At 71.4% G+C, this 14,213-nt stretch carries 16 protein-coding genes; 5 read left to right on the forward strand and 11 right to left on the reverse strand.

Annotated elements, in window-relative coordinates:
* The first annotated feature begins 67 nt into the window (after positions 1 to 67).
* Positions 68 to 1,369, forward strand: coding sequence for an ROK family transcriptional regulator (locus JAP66_RS05025; protein WP_307849442.1), 1,302 nt, complete (start codon positions 68 to 70; stop codon positions 1,367 to 1,369).
* 98 nt (positions 1,370 to 1,467) lie between these two features.
* Positions 1,468 to 1,989, forward strand: coding sequence for a YflT domain-containing protein (locus JAP66_RS05030; protein ID WP_199430361.1), 522 nt, complete (start codon positions 1,468 to 1,470; stop codon positions 1,987 to 1,989).
* 55 nt (positions 1,990 to 2,044) lie between these two features.
* Here the strand turns inward: JAP66_RS05030 and JAP66_RS05035 are convergent, their stop codons facing one another.
* The 9 genes from JAP66_RS05035 to rsmD all read right to left on the reverse strand — a co-directional run bounded on the left by JAP66_RS05035 (position 2,045) and on the right by rsmD (position 8,212).
* Positions 2,045 to 3,202 carry an HAAS signaling domain-containing protein gene (locus JAP66_RS05035; RefSeq protein WP_199430362.1) on the reverse strand — a complete coding sequence of 386 codons (1,158 nt, stop codon included), beginning with the start codon at positions 3,200 to 3,202 and terminating at the stop codon, positions 2,045 to 2,047.
* Positions 3,199 to 3,522 carry a PadR family transcriptional regulator gene (locus tag JAP66_RS05040; RefSeq protein ID WP_199430363.1) on the reverse strand — a complete coding sequence of 108 codons (324 nt, stop codon included), beginning with the start codon at positions 3,520 to 3,522 and terminating at the stop codon, positions 3,199 to 3,201. The genes JAP66_RS05035 and JAP66_RS05040 overlap by 4 nt, the downstream gene beginning before the upstream one ends.
* A gap of 101 nt (positions 3,523 to 3,623) precedes the next feature.
* Positions 3,624 to 4,487, reverse strand: coding sequence for a bifunctional DNA-formamidopyrimidine glycosylase/DNA-(apurinic or apyrimidinic site) lyase (gene mutM, locus JAP66_RS05045; RefSeq protein ID WP_199430364.1), 864 nt, complete (start codon positions 4,485 to 4,487; stop codon positions 3,624 to 3,626).
* An 83-nt stretch (positions 4,488 to 4,570) separates the two neighbouring features.
* Positions 4,571 to 5,308, reverse strand: coding sequence for a ribonuclease III (rnc, locus tag JAP66_RS05050; RefSeq protein WP_199430365.1), 738 nt, complete (start codon positions 5,306 to 5,308; stop codon positions 4,571 to 4,573).
* A gap of 11 nt (positions 5,309 to 5,319) precedes the next feature.
* A complete protein-coding gene (rpmF, locus tag JAP66_RS05055) occupies positions 5,320 to 5,502 on the reverse strand; it encodes a 50S ribosomal protein L32 (protein ID WP_199430366.1) in 183 nt (60 codons plus the stop codon).
* 78 nt (positions 5,503 to 5,580) lie between these two features.
* Positions 5,581 to 6,180, reverse strand: coding sequence for a YceD family protein (locus JAP66_RS05060; RefSeq protein WP_199430367.1), 600 nt, complete (start codon positions 6,178 to 6,180; stop codon positions 5,581 to 5,583).
* A gap of 89 nt (positions 6,181 to 6,269) precedes the next feature.
* Entirely contained in the window at positions 6,270 to 6,992 is a 723-nt protein-coding gene (locus tag JAP66_RS05065) for a flotillin family protein (RefSeq protein ID WP_199430368.1), read from the reverse strand.
* A 111-nt stretch (positions 6,993 to 7,103) separates the two neighbouring features.
* A complete protein-coding gene (gene coaD, locus JAP66_RS05070; RefSeq protein WP_199430369.1) occupies positions 7,104 to 7,586 on the reverse strand; it encodes a pantetheine-phosphate adenylyltransferase in 483 nt (160 codons plus the stop codon).
* Between the two features lie 56 nt (positions 7,587 to 7,642).
* Positions 7,643 to 8,212: a 16S rRNA (guanine(966)-N(2))-methyltransferase RsmD gene (gene rsmD / locus JAP66_RS05075; RefSeq protein WP_199430370.1), complete on the reverse strand. Its 570-nt coding sequence runs from the start codon at positions 8,210 to 8,212 to the stop codon at positions 7,643 to 7,645.
* 151 nt (positions 8,213 to 8,363) lie between these two features.
* Here rsmD and JAP66_RS05080 point away from each other — a divergent pair, with 151 nt between their 5' ends.
* The 3 genes from JAP66_RS05080 (at position 8,364) to JAP66_RS05090 (ending at position 12,404) form a co-directional block, all read left to right on the forward strand.
* The gene (locus JAP66_RS05080) at positions 8,364 to 10,493 is read left to right on the forward strand and encodes a HelD family protein (protein ID WP_199430371.1); all 2,130 of its coding nucleotides are present in this window, start codon (positions 8,364 to 8,366) and stop codon (positions 10,491 to 10,493) included.
* A gap of 83 nt (positions 10,494 to 10,576) precedes the next feature.
* Positions 10,577 to 11,572 carry an LLM class flavin-dependent oxidoreductase gene (locus tag JAP66_RS05085; protein WP_199430372.1) on the forward strand — a complete coding sequence of 332 codons (996 nt, stop codon included), beginning with the start codon at positions 10,577 to 10,579 and terminating at the stop codon, positions 11,570 to 11,572.
* 121 nt (positions 11,573 to 11,693) lie between these two features.
* A complete protein-coding gene (locus JAP66_RS05090; RefSeq protein ID WP_235998807.1) occupies positions 11,694 to 12,404 on the forward strand; it encodes a SagB/ThcOx family dehydrogenase in 711 nt (236 codons plus the stop codon).
* A 10-nt stretch (positions 12,405 to 12,414) separates the two neighbouring features.
* Here JAP66_RS05090 and JAP66_RS05095 read toward each other — a convergent pair whose 3' ends face one another.
* Together JAP66_RS05095 and JAP66_RS05100 are read right to left on the reverse strand one after the other, a co-directional pair.
* On the reverse strand, positions 12,415 to 13,203 hold the full coding sequence (locus JAP66_RS05095) for an ABC transporter permease (RefSeq protein WP_235998758.1): 789 nt from the start codon (positions 13,201 to 13,203) through the stop codon (positions 12,415 to 12,417).
* Complete coding sequence (locus JAP66_RS05100; protein WP_199430374.1) at positions 13,196 to 14,173, reverse strand: ATP-binding cassette domain-containing protein; 978 nt, start codon at positions 14,171 to 14,173, stop codon at positions 13,196 to 13,198. Before JAP66_RS05100 ends, JAP66_RS05095 begins: the two co-directional genes overlap by 8 nt.
* Positions 14,174 to 14,213 lie beyond the last annotated feature (40 nt).

Genomic DNA, 14,213 nt, shown 5'->3' on the forward strand with positions numbered 1-14,213 from the left:
TGTCGACGTACAGAAGTTTTGCGTTTGGAGGTATATGATAGCGGCCACTACGCATAAGGGGGCACGTGTGGAAGACCGGCCGGGCGCGGAGGCGCCGAATATCGAGCTGCTGGAAAGTTATACGCGGCTTCTCGAACTCGTGCGCACCGGCGGAGCGGAGACGAGACCCGAGCTCAGCCAGCGCACCGGCCTCGGCAGGACCGCCATCACTCAGCGCACCACCACGCTGCTGGAGGCCGGGCTGCTGGAGGAGGGCAGGCTCAACCCCTCCACCGGCGGCCGGCAGGCGCGGACACTGCGCTTCCGCAAGGACGGCGGCCGAATCCTGACCGCCGAACTGGGCGCCACCGGCTTCATCGCAGGCATCACCGACCTGATGGGCACGGTGCTGGCCACCCGGTACGGCGACTGTGACATCGCACTGGGCCCCGACCCGGTGCTCGCCGAGGTCGAGGCGAAGCTCGACGAACTGATCGCCGACGTCGGCGCCGCGCCGAGCGAGGTCTGGGGCGTCGGACTCGGCCTGCCGGGGCCGGTCGAGTTCGCGACCGCACGCCCGTCCGAGCCGCCGATCATGCCCGGCTGGAACAACTACGCGGTCCGCGACCGGCTCGCCGTGCGATACGACGCGCCGGTCTGGGTGGACAACGAGGTGAACCTGCTGTGCCTCGGCGAACTGCGCACCCCCGGAATCCCGATCGGCGACGGTGACATGCTCTACGTCAAGATCGGCACCGGGATCGGCGCGGGCATCAGCAACAACGGACGGCTGCACCGCGGCGCGCAGGGTTGCGCGGGCGACATCGGGCACGCGGCCGTCTCCGACGACAGCTCCGTCGTCTGCCGCTGTGGCAAGACCGGCTGCCTGGAAGCGCTTGCCGGTGGGGCGGCGCTCGCCAGGGACGGCGAGGAGCTGGCCCGCGCGGGACGGAGCCCCGCACTCGCCGCCGTGTTCGCCGAACGCGGAACGGTGACCGGCGAGGACGTCACCGCCGCCGCGGCCGCCGGCGACCACCAGGCGGTGCAGCTGCTCGTGCAGGCGGGGCGGCGGATCGGCGCCATGCTGGCCACGATGGTGAACTTCTACAACCCGTCGATCATCCTGATCGGCGGCAAGGTCGCCGGTGCCGGCGACCTGTTCCTCGCCACGATCCGGGAGACCATCTACCGCCGCTCACTGCCACTGTCCACACGGGAGCTGCGTATCGAGCGGGCGCGGCTCGGCGAGGAGGGTGGCCTGGTCGGCGCGGCCTTCATGGTGCTCGACGAGCTGTTCTCGGTGCGTCACTTCGGACAGTGGCTGCCCTCGGGCTCACCCGCGGGAATGTCGTGGATGCACTCACCGAACGGGCGGGCCGCTGCTACCTGAGAGCTGTCTGTGAACTTCGCGCGCCGGGCACGGAAATGCACCGGCCGCGCGTTGACATGGGTAGAGGAAAACACCATCGCCCATGAGGTGAGACACACATGACCACAGCGTTTTCGCAGACCGCGTTCACCACCACGCCGCGGGCACCACAGTTGCCGACCATGCCCACCGGCTGGCCCATCGGCTCCTACGACACCTACGAGGAAGCACAGCGTGCCGTCGACCACCTGGCCGACAGCGACTTCCCCGTCCAGGACGTCACGATCGTCGGCATCGATCCACTGCTCGTCGAGCGGGTCTCGGCCCGGCTGACGTGGCGCAAGGTACTCGGCAGCGGCGCGATGTCCGGCGCCTGGTTCGGTCTGTTCGTCGGCCTGCTGCTGAGCCTGTTCACCCCGGGCGCGGGACTGCTGCCGATCGTCATCGGCCTCGTCTCCGGTATCGGGTTCGGCATGGCATTCGCCGCTGCCGGCTACGCCGCCACCCGGGGCAAGCGCGACTTCGTGTCGCACAGCCAGCTCGTCGCGCGCCGCTACGACGTGCTCTGCCAGCCACGCAACGCCGAGAACGGCCGGGAACTGCTCGCGAGGCTCTCCATGCGCAGCTCGTTCGCCGGCTGATCGGCGGAGTGGGGAGTGACCCCCGACGACCACTCCCCACTCCTGGACGCTCCCGTCAGCCGGTCGGCTTCGGGGAGCTGGTCTTCGGGATCGCCACCGTGAACGGCACCTCCGCCGACTCCCGGCATTCCGGCCGGTAGGCGTTGTAGCCGTTGTAGCGGCCCAGGTCGTCGTAGGCGCCCTGCCAGATGTGCGGGCGCGGGAAGCGGTTATCCGCCCCGATCCTGGCCTTCGCGCCGGTGCCCTCCTCGCAGGTGTAGCGCGGCAGGACGAGCGGCCGTCCGTCCTGGCCGTAGAGGTACACGTCGGTCAGCGCCTCGCCGTCGGAGTCGAACGCGTACACGTTCTCCACGTGCTCCTCCCCGTAGTACAGCGCGGGCTCCCCGTCCACTGTGTTCGCGTGGTACGGGTACTGCTCGGCGGGGTAGGAGTGCCGGTCGTCGACCACCTCGCCCAGGTAGCCGGTGAGTCCCAGCGCGCCACCCGCGACGAACGCGGACACCGGCAGGCTCAACCACAGCAGCCTGCGGTCGGCCCCGGACCTCGGCCCGGCCCAGATCACCAGTGCGGCCAGTCCCAGCAGCAGGAGGAGGACGAGGAACCCGCCGCTGCTGGAGACCACGAACAGCAGCCCGAGCACCACCAGGAACACCGCGCACACCAGCCACCAGGCCGGTCGCAGCGACCGGAGGTAGCCGAGCACCCCGGTGGCCCTGCCGGACTCGCCCGGGCGCAGGGCCGCGCGCAACCGCCGCACCTCCGGCAGCTCCGCCACCCGGTCCGTGCCGCGTTGCCAGACGTACCAGGCGCTCGCGGCCACGAAGGGCACGACGAGCACGAGACCGATCAGTGCTTCCTCGGACATGGAGAGTCCCACCGCGAGGCCGGTCAACCCCAGTGCCCCCACCGCGGCGACCAGCGTCCACAGCGCGAGCCGCGCACCGCCCCGCCGTGCCGGTCCGGCCTCGCCCGGAGGCGGCGGTGCCGGGTAGTCGCCCGCCGCGCGCAGCTCGGCAGCGTAGCTCTCCGGGGTACCGATCCGCTCGCTCATCGACTCGACACCGGCGTCCTCACCCAGTTCCCCGGCGATCTCCAGCAGATGCGGCCGCACGTCGTCGAGGATCTCGTCGACCTCCGCGGCGGGCAGGTCGGCCAGTGCGGTCCGCACTCGCGCCAGGTAGCTCCGCACCGCCGGTGGGCTGTTCGTCGTCATGCTGCCTCTCCCAACAGGCCGTCCATCGTCTTCGCGAAGGTCTGCCAGGTCCTCGCCGACTCGGCGAGACGCTGACGGCCCAGCTCGTTCATGCTGTAGTACTTGCGGTGCGGCCCTTCCTCGCTGGGCACGACGTAGGACGTCAGCAGCCCGGCCTTGTACAGCCGCCGCAGCGTGCCGTACACCGACGCGTCACCCACCTCGTCCAGCCCCGCCTGCCGCAGCCTGCGGAGCACGTCGTAGCCGTACCCGTCGTGGTTGCGGAGCACGGCCAGCACCGCGAGATCGAGTACGCCCTTGAGCAGTTGGCTGATCTCCACCGGTGTCCTCCAGTCTCGCGGCAGCGAGACTAGCACGCTATGCGCAGTAGTGTGCGAAGCACGCCGCGGCCACGCGAAGGAGTGGCTCCGGCGGGGCGGACTCAGCGGGTCCGGCGCGGCCTCGGCTGGCAGCGCGGGCAGGAGAACGACGAACGGTTCATGAACGGGTCCCGCCGGATCGGCGTGCCGCAGCGCCGGCACGGACACCCTTCCCGGCCGTAGGCGCTCAGCGCCCGGTCGAAGTAGCCGGACTGCCCGTTGACGTTGACGTAGAGCGCGTCGAACGACGTGCCGCCCGCGGCCAGTGCCTCGGCCATCACCTCGGCCGCCGCGCCGAGCACCGTCCGCGCCTGGGTGGCGGTGAGCCGGTCGGCCGGCCGCGCCCAGTGCAGCCGGGACCGCCACAGCGCCTCGTCGGCGTAGATGTTGCCGACCCCGGAGACGAGCGTCTGGTCGAGCAGCGCACGCTTGACCTCGGTGCGCCGCGACCGCAGCGCCCGGGTGGCGAGCATGAGGTCGAAAGCGGGGTCCATCGGGTCCCTGGCGATGTGCGCGATGGTCTCCGGCACGAGCGAGCCGTCCGCCTCGACCAGTTCCGCGAGTGCGAGGCCGCCGAACGTGCGCTGGTCCACGAACCGCAGCTCAGGCCCGCCGTCGGCGAAGGTGAAGCGCGCCCGCAGGTGCTTCTCGTCGGGCGCACCCGGCGGCTGCACCCGCAGCTGGCCGCTCATGCCCAGGTGGGCCAGTACGGCCGCACCGTCGGCCAGGTCGAGCCAGAGGTACTTGCCACGGCGCCGCGCGGCGTCGATCTTCACTCCGGCGAGCCGCCCCGTGAAGTCCGCGGCACCGGCGACGTGCCTGCGGATGGCGCGGGGATGCAGAATCTCGGCGGTAGCGACGACGCGGCCCGCCACGTGCGCCTGCAGGCCGGCGCGCACCACCTCGACCTCGGGAAGCTCTGGCACCGGAAAAGCCTACCGGTCGCCGTGGCTCGTGAGTGGCTACCGGCGTTCTAACTCGTCTACGCACTCACGAGGCGGCGGTGTGCTCAGCGGTCCTGTGCGGGGCTCAGCTCCGCGGTCAGCGCGCGCCAGGCGGACTCGGCCGCCTTCTGCTCGGCTTCCTTCTTGGTGGTGCCGTCGCCGTGGCCGAGGTCGCGGCCGCCGACGAGGACGATCGCGCTGAACTCCTTGCGATGGTCGGGCCCGGTGTCCTCGACCTTGTACTCCGGCACACCGAGGCCGGCCGACGCGGTCAGCTCCTGCAGGCTGGTCTTCCAGTCCAGGCCCGCGCCGCGCAGCGGGGCCTCGGCGAGCAGGTCACCGAAGAGGCGGTGCACGAGATCACGCGCGGTGTCGATGCCGTGGGCCAGGTAGGTCGCGCCGATGACGGCCTCGAGCCCGTCGGCCAGGATGCTCGCCTTGTCGCGGCCGCCGGTGAGCTCCTCGCCCTTGCCGAGCAGCAGGTGGGCGCCGAGCCCGCCCTCGCCGAGCCCGCGGGCGACACCCGCGAGCGCGTGCATGTTCACCACGCTGGCCCGCAGCTTCGCGAGCTGGCCCTCCGGCAGCTCGGGATGCCTGCGGTACAGGTGGTCGGTCACCACGAGCCCCAGCACGGCGTCCCCCAGGAACTCCAGCCGCTCGTTGGGCAGCAGCCCGCCGTTCTCGTAGGCGTAGGAACGGTGCGTGAGGGCGAGCGTGAGCAGCTCGTCATCGAACTCGATGCCGAGCGCTTCGAGAAGCGGTGTGGGATCTGCCGCCGGACCCGTTGGTGACTTACCCCCCATAACGGTCAGCCTCAGGCGGGCTCGACAACCTGGCGTCCGTCGTACTGACCGCAGTTCGGGCAGGCGATGTGCTGCGGCTTGAGCTGCTTACACGCACGGTTCTGGCAGGGCACCAGCTGCACCGGGCCCGCCTTCCACTGGGCGCGGCGCGAGCGGGTGTTGGAACGCGACATCTTCCGCTTCGGGACGGCCACGGCTGGTTCTCCTCATCACGATCTGCTCACGGGCGCGAGCACGTCTGTCGGTCTGGGTCGAGCTGGCGCTCGCGGGGTCTACCGGTCCGAGCCGTCCGCCGGCTCACCCGAAGTGTCCTCCAGGCGCTCGACCAGCGCGGCCCACCGAGGATCTATCGTCTCATGCCCGTGTCCGGGCTCGAGATCGGCCCACTTCACGCCGCATCCGGCACACAGGCCTGCGCAGTCCTCGCTGCACAACGGCACCAGCGGAAGGGCGAGCACGATAGCGTCCCGGACGATCGGCTGAAGATCGATCTTGTCGTCCACCAGCCGGGAGACCTCGTCCTCCTCGGTGGTCTCCTCCGTGGTCGACTCCGGGTAGGCGAACAGCTCGGTGAACTCGACCTCCACATCGCCGGTGCCCGGGTCGAGACAGCGCGAGCAGTGCTCCTGTGTCGAGGCCGACGCCGTACCGGTGACCAGGACTCCTTCGACGACCGACTCCAGCAGGAGGTCCAGCGTGATCGTCGCGCCTTCCGGCACGATGATCACGTCGGGCACGCCCAGCGCGGTGTCGAGGGGCAGCTCGCGGTTGACGGGCCGGCTGGAACCGGCACGACGGCCGAGTTCGCGGGTGTCGATCAGCCACGGATTGCGCGCGTCCGAGCGCATCGGGCTGGAACTCTTCTCAGGCATGAACTTTCACAGGATCGCAGGTGATCGGGTCGGCCGCCGCCCGGTCTGCCCGGCGCGGGCCTCCACCCAGGGTACGCGAGTGCGCCCGGCTAATGTGCCTGGTAGTCGTACACGCCGGACCGGCCGGGCATGGCCGCGGTCCCGCGCAGGTGGTTCCGCCCGGAATCGACCGTGCGCAGGGTCGTCGCGAGCAGCTCCGAGAACTCCGCGAGCTTGCCGTCCACATAGGCGTCGCACTCGCCGCGCTGCCGGTCGGCCTCGGCATGCGCCTCGTCCACGATGCGCGCCGCCTCCGCGTGCGCGGCCTGCACGACCTCGGTCTGGGCGACCAGCCTGGCCTGCTCGTGCCTGCCCTCCTCGACGGCACGGTCGTAGGCGTCGCGGCCGGCCTGGATCATCCGCTCGGACTCCATGCGGGAGCGCTCGGTGAGGTTCTGGTACTCGGCCTGCCCGGCGGCCACCGCCCGGTCGGCCTCCGCGTTCGCGTCGGCGACGAGCTGTTCCGCCCTGGCGTGCGCGTCGGCCAGCAGGCGCTGCGCCTCGGCGTGTGCGTCGGCGACGGTCTGCTCGGCCTCGGCCTTCGCGGAGCTGGTGGTGTTCTCGGCCTCGGTGCGGGCCTGCTGGATCAGCTCGTCCCGCCGGTCGAGGACGTCCTGCGCGTCGTCGACCTCGCCGGGCAGCGCGTCGCGGACGTCGTCGAGCAGTTCCAGGACATCGCCCCGCGGCACCACGCAGCTGGAGGTCATCGGGACGCTGCGCGACTCCTCCACGATCGTGACCAGCTCGTCGAGAGCCTCGAACACGCGGTACACGGCACACTCCCTCGGCCATCGATCCCCATCGGCTCGGACCCAGTCTGCCCGGTCCGCGGCGGTTTGCCGCGAAGGAACGCCGTACGGCGTGTCAAGTGCGCCCGCCCGCGGCTACTCGGTGCCGGGAAGGCGTTCCATCAGCCGCTTGTGCACGAGCGGGGGGACCATCTGCGCGACGTCGCCGCCGTAGGTGGCGACCTCCTTGACCAGCGAGCTGGACAGGAAGCTGTACGCGGGGTTGTTCGACATCAGCAGCGTCTCCACGCCGGAGAGCTCCCGGTTCATCTGTGCCATCTGCAGCTCGTAGTCGAAGTCGCTGACGGAGCGCAGGCCCTTGGCGATCGCGACGATGCCGTTCTGGCGGCAGTAGTCGACGAGCAGGCCGTGCCAGGAGTCCACCCGTACGTTGGGCAGCTTCGCGGTGACCTCCCGCAGCATCTCCAGGCGCTCGTCGATGGAGAAGAGGCCCTGCTTCTTCTTGTTGACAAGCACGGCAACGACGACCTCGTCGAAGAGCTGCGATGCTCTCTCGATGATGTCGAGATGCCCATTGGTCGCAGGGTCGTAGGAACCGGGACAGACCGCTCGCCGCATGGCGCGGACGCTACCAAGGGGCACCCGGCCGCGCGCGAGATGTGACGCAGCTTTCGTTACGCACTGTCGCCGTGCGCGTGATATCCGGCGCGGAAGAGGCCGGTGTCGCCGTAGCGCTTCGCGCGCAGCGGCGCGAACCCCGGCGGCCACGCGGGTTCGCCGTCCCGCCAGGCCCGCTCGACGACCACCAGCCCGCCGTCGGCAATCCAGCCGCCACCGGCGAGCGCGGCCAGCACCGCCGCCAGCCGGTCGTCCCCGGCCGCGTACGGCGGGTCGGCGACGACGAGATCGAACGGTTCGGCGGCGGGCTCGGCGAGCACCGTCTCGGCCTTGCCGTGCCGGACGGATCCGCCCAGCCCCAGCGCGCCGACGTTGCTCCGCAGGATCTCGGCGGCGCGCCGGTCCGCCTCCACGAACAGCGCCTCGGCCGCCCCCCGGGACAGGGCCTCCAGCCCGAGCGCACCCGATCCGGCGTACAGGTCGAGCACGCGCGCGCCGGTGAGCTCCCCGGCGACCTCGAGCGCGTTGAACAGTGCCTCGCGCACCTTTTCCGAGGTCGGCCGCGTTCCGCGCGGCGGCACGCGCAGCCTTCGCCCGCCCGCCTTCCCGGCCACGATCCTCGTCACACCGCCATCCTCGCAGGAGCGCGGTGCCGGGCGGTGCCGGCCGGGGATGGTCGGCACCTGGTGAAGCCACCCGCCGGAACGCGTATTGTCGTTCTTCCCCTTACCCGCGACACGATCGCGGGAAGGGTCGCCACGAACACGGGAGCGCTGAGTGACGGAACCTCGGGTCAGACGGGCCGAGATCGCCATCGAGCAGTCCCACGTCGACCGCGTCTACGCCCGTCTCGCGGAGCTGCGCAGCCAGGCGGAAGCGATGCGCACCAAGGGTTACGAACTCGGCCACGGCGCCCAGCGGGAGGCGGTCTTCGAGCAGGCGTCGATGCTGTTCGAGCGGGACATGATGGTCTACCACGCCAACCAGACCCTGCAGTCGCTCGACGCCGAGTACGAGGGCCTGGTGTTCGGCAGGCTGGACCACGCCGACTCGGAGGCCGTCTACGTCGGCAGGCTCGGGATCCGCGACGCCGAGTTCGAGAACCTCGTCACCGACTGGCGCGCCCCGGCCGCGGCGCCGTTCTACCAGGCCACCGCCGAGGATCCGATGGACGTGGTGCGCCGCAGGGTGATCCGCTGCACCGGCCAGACGGTGCAGGACGTCGACGACGACGTGCTCATTCCCGAGGCCGTGCCCGAGGACATGAACGTCGTCGGCGAGGGTGCGCTGATGGCCGCGCTGGGCCGTTCGCGCGGCGAGAAGATGCGCGACATCGTGGCGACCATCCAGAAGGAGCAGGACGAGGTCATCCGCGCTCCGTGGCGGGGCGTGACCGAGATCACCGGCGGGCCGGGGACCGGGAAGACGGCCGTCGCCCTGCACCGGGCGGCATACCTGCTCTACCGCCACCGGCGGCAGCTCGGCGGCGCCGGTGTGCTCGTGATCGGCCCTTCCGGCGTGTTCACGACCTACATCTCGCGCGTGCTGCCTTCGATGGGCGAGACGAACGTGGAGCTGCGCTCGCTCGGCCAGGTGCTCGACGGCATCGAGGCCACCCGGCAGGACCCGGCCCGGCTGGCCGCGCTCAAGGGCTCGCTGCGGATGCGCAAGGTGCTGCTCAGAGCGTTGCGGGACACCCCGCCGGACGCACCCACCGAGATGCGGATCGTCTACCACGGCGAGGTGCTGAAGCTGACGGCCAAGGAGCTCGACCGGCTCCGGCGCAAGGTGCACAGCCAGGGCGGGCCGCCGAACCGGTCGCGGATCCGCGCGGCCGAGACCCTGCTCGCCGCCCTGGCCGACAAGGCTGAGGAGTACGCGCGCGACGACGGCCGCTCCGTGGACCGGGAGGAGCTGATCACCGCGCTCGGCGAGCGGATCGACTTCCACCGTTTCCTGGTCGTCTGGTGGCCGGTGCTCTACCCGGCGCAGGTCCTGCGCTGGCTCGGCGACGAGCGCAGGCTCGCCCGCGCGGGCAGGCAGCTGCTCAACCGTGAGGAGATCTCGTTGCTCGCCGGTGCGCTGGCCGATCCGGCCGGGGGCTGGTCGGTCGCCGACATCTCACTGCTCGACGAGCTGCGGGTGCTGACCGGCCCGCCGCCGAAACGGCGGCGGCGTTCGCGGCTCGAGCTGGACGCCGAGCAGGAGCGCGACAGCACGACCCCGCGCGGCCCGCAGCGGCCCGAGCACTACGACGAGTACTCGCACATCGTGGTGGACGAGTCGCAGGACCTCTCCCCCATGCAGTGGCGGATGGTCGGCAGGCGCGGCCGGTACGCGAGCTGGACCGTGGTCGGCGACCCCGTACAGAGCTCGTGGCCGGACCCGGACGAGGCGGCTCAGGCGCGGGACCAGGCTTTCGGACCCCGTACCCCGCGGCGGCGTTACACGCTGCGCACCAACTACCGGAACTCGGCGGAGATCTTCGCGCTCGCGGCGCAGGTCGTCGGCGGGCACGCCGAGCGGGATGCGCTGCCGGAGGCGGTGCGGGCCACCGGCGTCGCGCCGCAGATCCGCACGGTCGAGCCGGGCACCCGGGAAGGCGCGGTGCAGGCGGCCGCCAAGGAGCTGCTCGGCTCCGTCGAGGGCACGGTCGGCGTGATCTGTGCCATGGACCGCGTGCCCGAGGTCGAGCGCTGGCTGTCCGCGCAGGCCGACGAGCGGCTCAAGGTGGTCGGCAGCCTGGACTCCAAGGGGCTCGAGTACGACGCGGTCGCCCTGCTGGAGCCCACCGAGCTGGTCACCGAGTCGCTGACCGGCAGGCGGGTGCTGTACGTGGCGCTGACCAGGGCCACGCAGCAGCTGATCGTGCTGGCATCGGACGACGGCTGGCTGCCTGCCTCGTGAGTGGCCACGCGAGTTAGAACACTGTTACGCACTCACGAGGGCGGGCGGGAAGGTTCGCGGGGCGCGGTGCGTTGACCGCGGATGTGACCTCCCTGCCTGACATCCCGCTCTCGGTGCTCGACCTGGCGCCCATCACGAGCGGATCGGACTCCGCGACCGCACTGCGCAACACCGTCGAGCTGGCCCGGCACACCGAGCGGCTCGGGTACCACCGCTACTGGCTGGCCGAGCACCACAACATGCCGGGCATCGCCAGCTCGGCGACGGCCGTGCTGATCGGCCACGTCGCCACCGCGACCGAGCGGATCAGGGTCGGCTCGGGTGGCGTGATGCTGCCCAACCACGCGCCACTCGTGGTCGCGGAGCAGTTCGGCACCCTGGAGGCGTTCCATCCCGGCCGGATCGACCTGGGCATCGGCCGCGCGCCGGGCACCGACCAGCGCACGGCACTCGCCCTCCGCGGCGCGGCGGGGCTGGGCGCGGAGGACTTCCCGCAGCGGTTGAGCGAGCTGATGGCCTACTTCGAGCCGGACGAGAACCGCGCCGTCAACGCCTACCCGGCGCAGGGCCACCGGCCACCGGTCTGGCTGCTCGGGTCCAGCGGCTTCAGCGCCCAGCTCGCCGGAATGCTCGGCCTGCCGTTCTCCTTCGCCCACCACTTCAGCGCGGAGAACACCATCCCCGCCGTGCGGCTCTACCGCGAGTCCTTCCGGCCCTCGGACGTGCTCGACGAGCCGTACGTCATGCTCGGCACCTCGGTGATCTGCGCGGACACCGACGAGCAGGCCAGGTGGCTCGCCGGGCCCAGTGCGCTCACCTTCCTCAGCCTGCGCAAGGGCAGGCCGATCCCCCTGCCGACGCCGCAGGAGGCCGCCGACCATCCGTACACCGACCTCGACCGGCTGTTCATCGAGGAGCGCATGGCGAGCAACGTCGTCGGCTCCCCGGAGACCGTCCGCAAGGGCCTGGACCGGCTGCTGGCCGACACCGACGCGGACGAGCTCATGGTCACCACAATGGTCCACGGGCAGGGCGACCGGCTTCGCTCCTACGAGCTGGTGGCCGGCCTCACCCGCTGACCGGCCGTGTCCGGCAGGACTGTCGGAGGTCCCAATGATCGCCCGAACGGGTTACGATTCGGCCATGCTCGCGCGCGGCGGTCGAGAGACCGACGGAGATGAGGTATCCAGAGAGGTTTCGCTGGACGGCGCTCGCACCACCCAGCGTGCTCTGGCGGTGCACCGGCTGCTCAACTCGCAGAGCCGGATCGGCACCGCGCCGCTGACCGACGGCAGGCGGATCCCGCTGCCCGACATCCACCCGCCCCGCGCCGACCTGGTCGCCACCCTGGCCCTGCGCCGTTCGGCCGAGGACTACGCCGACCGGCCGCTGGACCTGACGACGCTCAGCGCCTGGCTGCGGTTCTCCGTCGGCGTGCAGCGGTTCGTGCCCGCCTACGGGGTCACCGAGCATCCACTGAGCATGGCGCCGACGGCGGGCGGGCTGGATAGCCTGCGCGCCTACCTGGCGGTGCGCACGGCCGAGGCGCTCGTGCCCGGCGTGTACCGCTACGAGGCGGTCTCGCACGAGCTCGTCGAACTGAGCACCGTGGACCCGGTGCACGCGCTTCGCCACGTGTACCTGCAACCGGAGTTCGTACCGCGGGCGGCCGTCTCGCTGGCCCTCACCGCGCGCCTGGACGAGGCGTTCGACCGGTACCCGCTGCGCCACTACCGTACGCTGCACGTCGACTCCGGTGTCGCCGTGCAGAACCTCTACCTCGTCGGCACCGCGCTCGGGATGGCCTGCTGCGCCGTGGCCGGCTTCGACGACACCGCGCTGAGCGGGCTGCTGGGCCTGCCCGAGACCGAGATCCCCACCATGCTCTTCGCGGCCGGCCACGCCGCCTGACCGCGGCGGCTCAGGCCGTCCGGCGGCGGAACAGCACGGCCGCAAGCACCGTCGACACCAGCACCAGCCCCGCACACCAGCCGGCGGCCAGCCACGCGCTGTTACCGATCGGGGTACCGGTGAGCAGGCCACGCAGCGTCTCGATCACCGGCGTCACGGGCTGGTTCCGCGCGAAGCCGTGCAGCCAGCCCGGCATGGTCTCGATGGGCACGAACGCACTGCTGGGGTAGGGCAGGAACATCACGAAGAACGCGAAGCCGTTCGCGCCTTCGGGTGTCCGGGCCAGCAGCCCGAACGCCGCGGCCAGCCACGACATCGCCAGCACGAACAGCAGCAGCGTGCCGATCGCGCCGAGCCATTCCACCGGTCCCGCCGTGGGCCGGAAGCCGATGAGCACCGCGATGAGGAGCAGGATCACCGTGGCCACGGTGTTGCGGACGGCACTGGCCGCGACATGCCCGCCGAGGACGGCCGCGCCGCTGACGTCCATCGACCGGAAGCGGTCGATGATGCCCTCCTCCATGTCCTGCGTGACGCTGACCGCGGTCTGCGCCGAGACGAACCCCATGCACAGGATGAGCACGCCGGGCAGGACGTAGGTGAGGTAGGCGGTGCCGGTCTCGATCGCGCCGCCGAACAGGTAGACGAACAGCAGCATGATCATCGCCGGCAGCATCACCGACGTCAGCATCGCCTCGAGGTTGCGCGAGCTCAGGCGCACCGAGCGGCGCACCATCGTCAGCGTGTCGCCGGTCGGCGACCTCGGCCGGTCGCGCTCGGCGAGGGCGGGTTCAGACATGGACGGTCTCCTCCGTGGGCCTGGTGTGCCCCGGCTCGGCCGCGTGGCCGGTCAGGGTGATGAACACGTCGTCGAGAGTGGCGGTGCGGATCGTGAAGTGCCCGATCCGCTCCCCCGCCGGGTCGAGCTCGCCGAGCAGCGCGCGGACGTCCGGCGCGGTGCCGTCGGTGGTCACGCCGAGGTTCAGCGCAGCCGGATCGGTGCTCGCCGCCCGCCCGCCCGCGGCACGCACGAGCTCGCCAAACGCGGTGGCGTCCACCGCCGTCAGATCGAGCAGGTACCCGGCGACGCGGGCCTTCAGCTCGGCCGAGGTGCCCTCGGCGATGACCCGGCCGCCGTCGAGCACGGCGACGCGATCGGCCAGCCGGTCGGCCTCCTCCAGGTACTGGGTGGTGAGGAAGACGGTCACCCCCGACCCGGCCAGGTCCGTGACGACCTCCCACATGGCCTGCCTGCTCCGCACGTCGAGCCCGGTGGTCGGCTCGTCGAGGAAGATCACCGACGGCCTGCCGACGAGGCTCGCGGCGAGGTCGAGCCTGCGGCGCATACCGCCCGAGTACGTCTTCACCCGCCGCCGTCCGGCATCGGCGAGGCCGAACCGGTCGAGCAGTTCGCCCGCCCGTTCGCTGGCCTGCCGCCCGCGCAGCCCGCACAGCCACGCCATCATGCGCAGGTTCTCCTCGCCGGTCTGCAGGCCGTCGATGGCGGCGTACTGGCCGGTCAGGCTGATCCGCCTGCGCACCCGGTGCCGGTCGTGCACGACGTCGAGGCCGGCCACCCTCGCGACGCCCGCGTCGGCCCGGCTGAGCGTGGCCAGGATCCGCACGGTCGTCGTCTTGCCCGAACCGTTCGGGCCGAGCAGCGCGAACACACTGCCGCGCCGCACCGTGAGGTCGACGCCGGAGAGCACGCTCACCGCGCCGAAGGACTTCTCCAGTCCGGCCACCTCGATGGCCAGGTCCACCGCCATGTACGGGCTCCCATCCGACTTGTCCACATCCTCTGCGTAA

Origin of the sequence: Qaidamihabitans albus (assembly GCF_016464705.1) — a bacterium.
Classification (GTDB): Bacteria; Actinomycetota; Actinomycetes; order Mycobacteriales; family Pseudonocardiaceae; genus Qaidamihabitans; species Qaidamihabitans albus.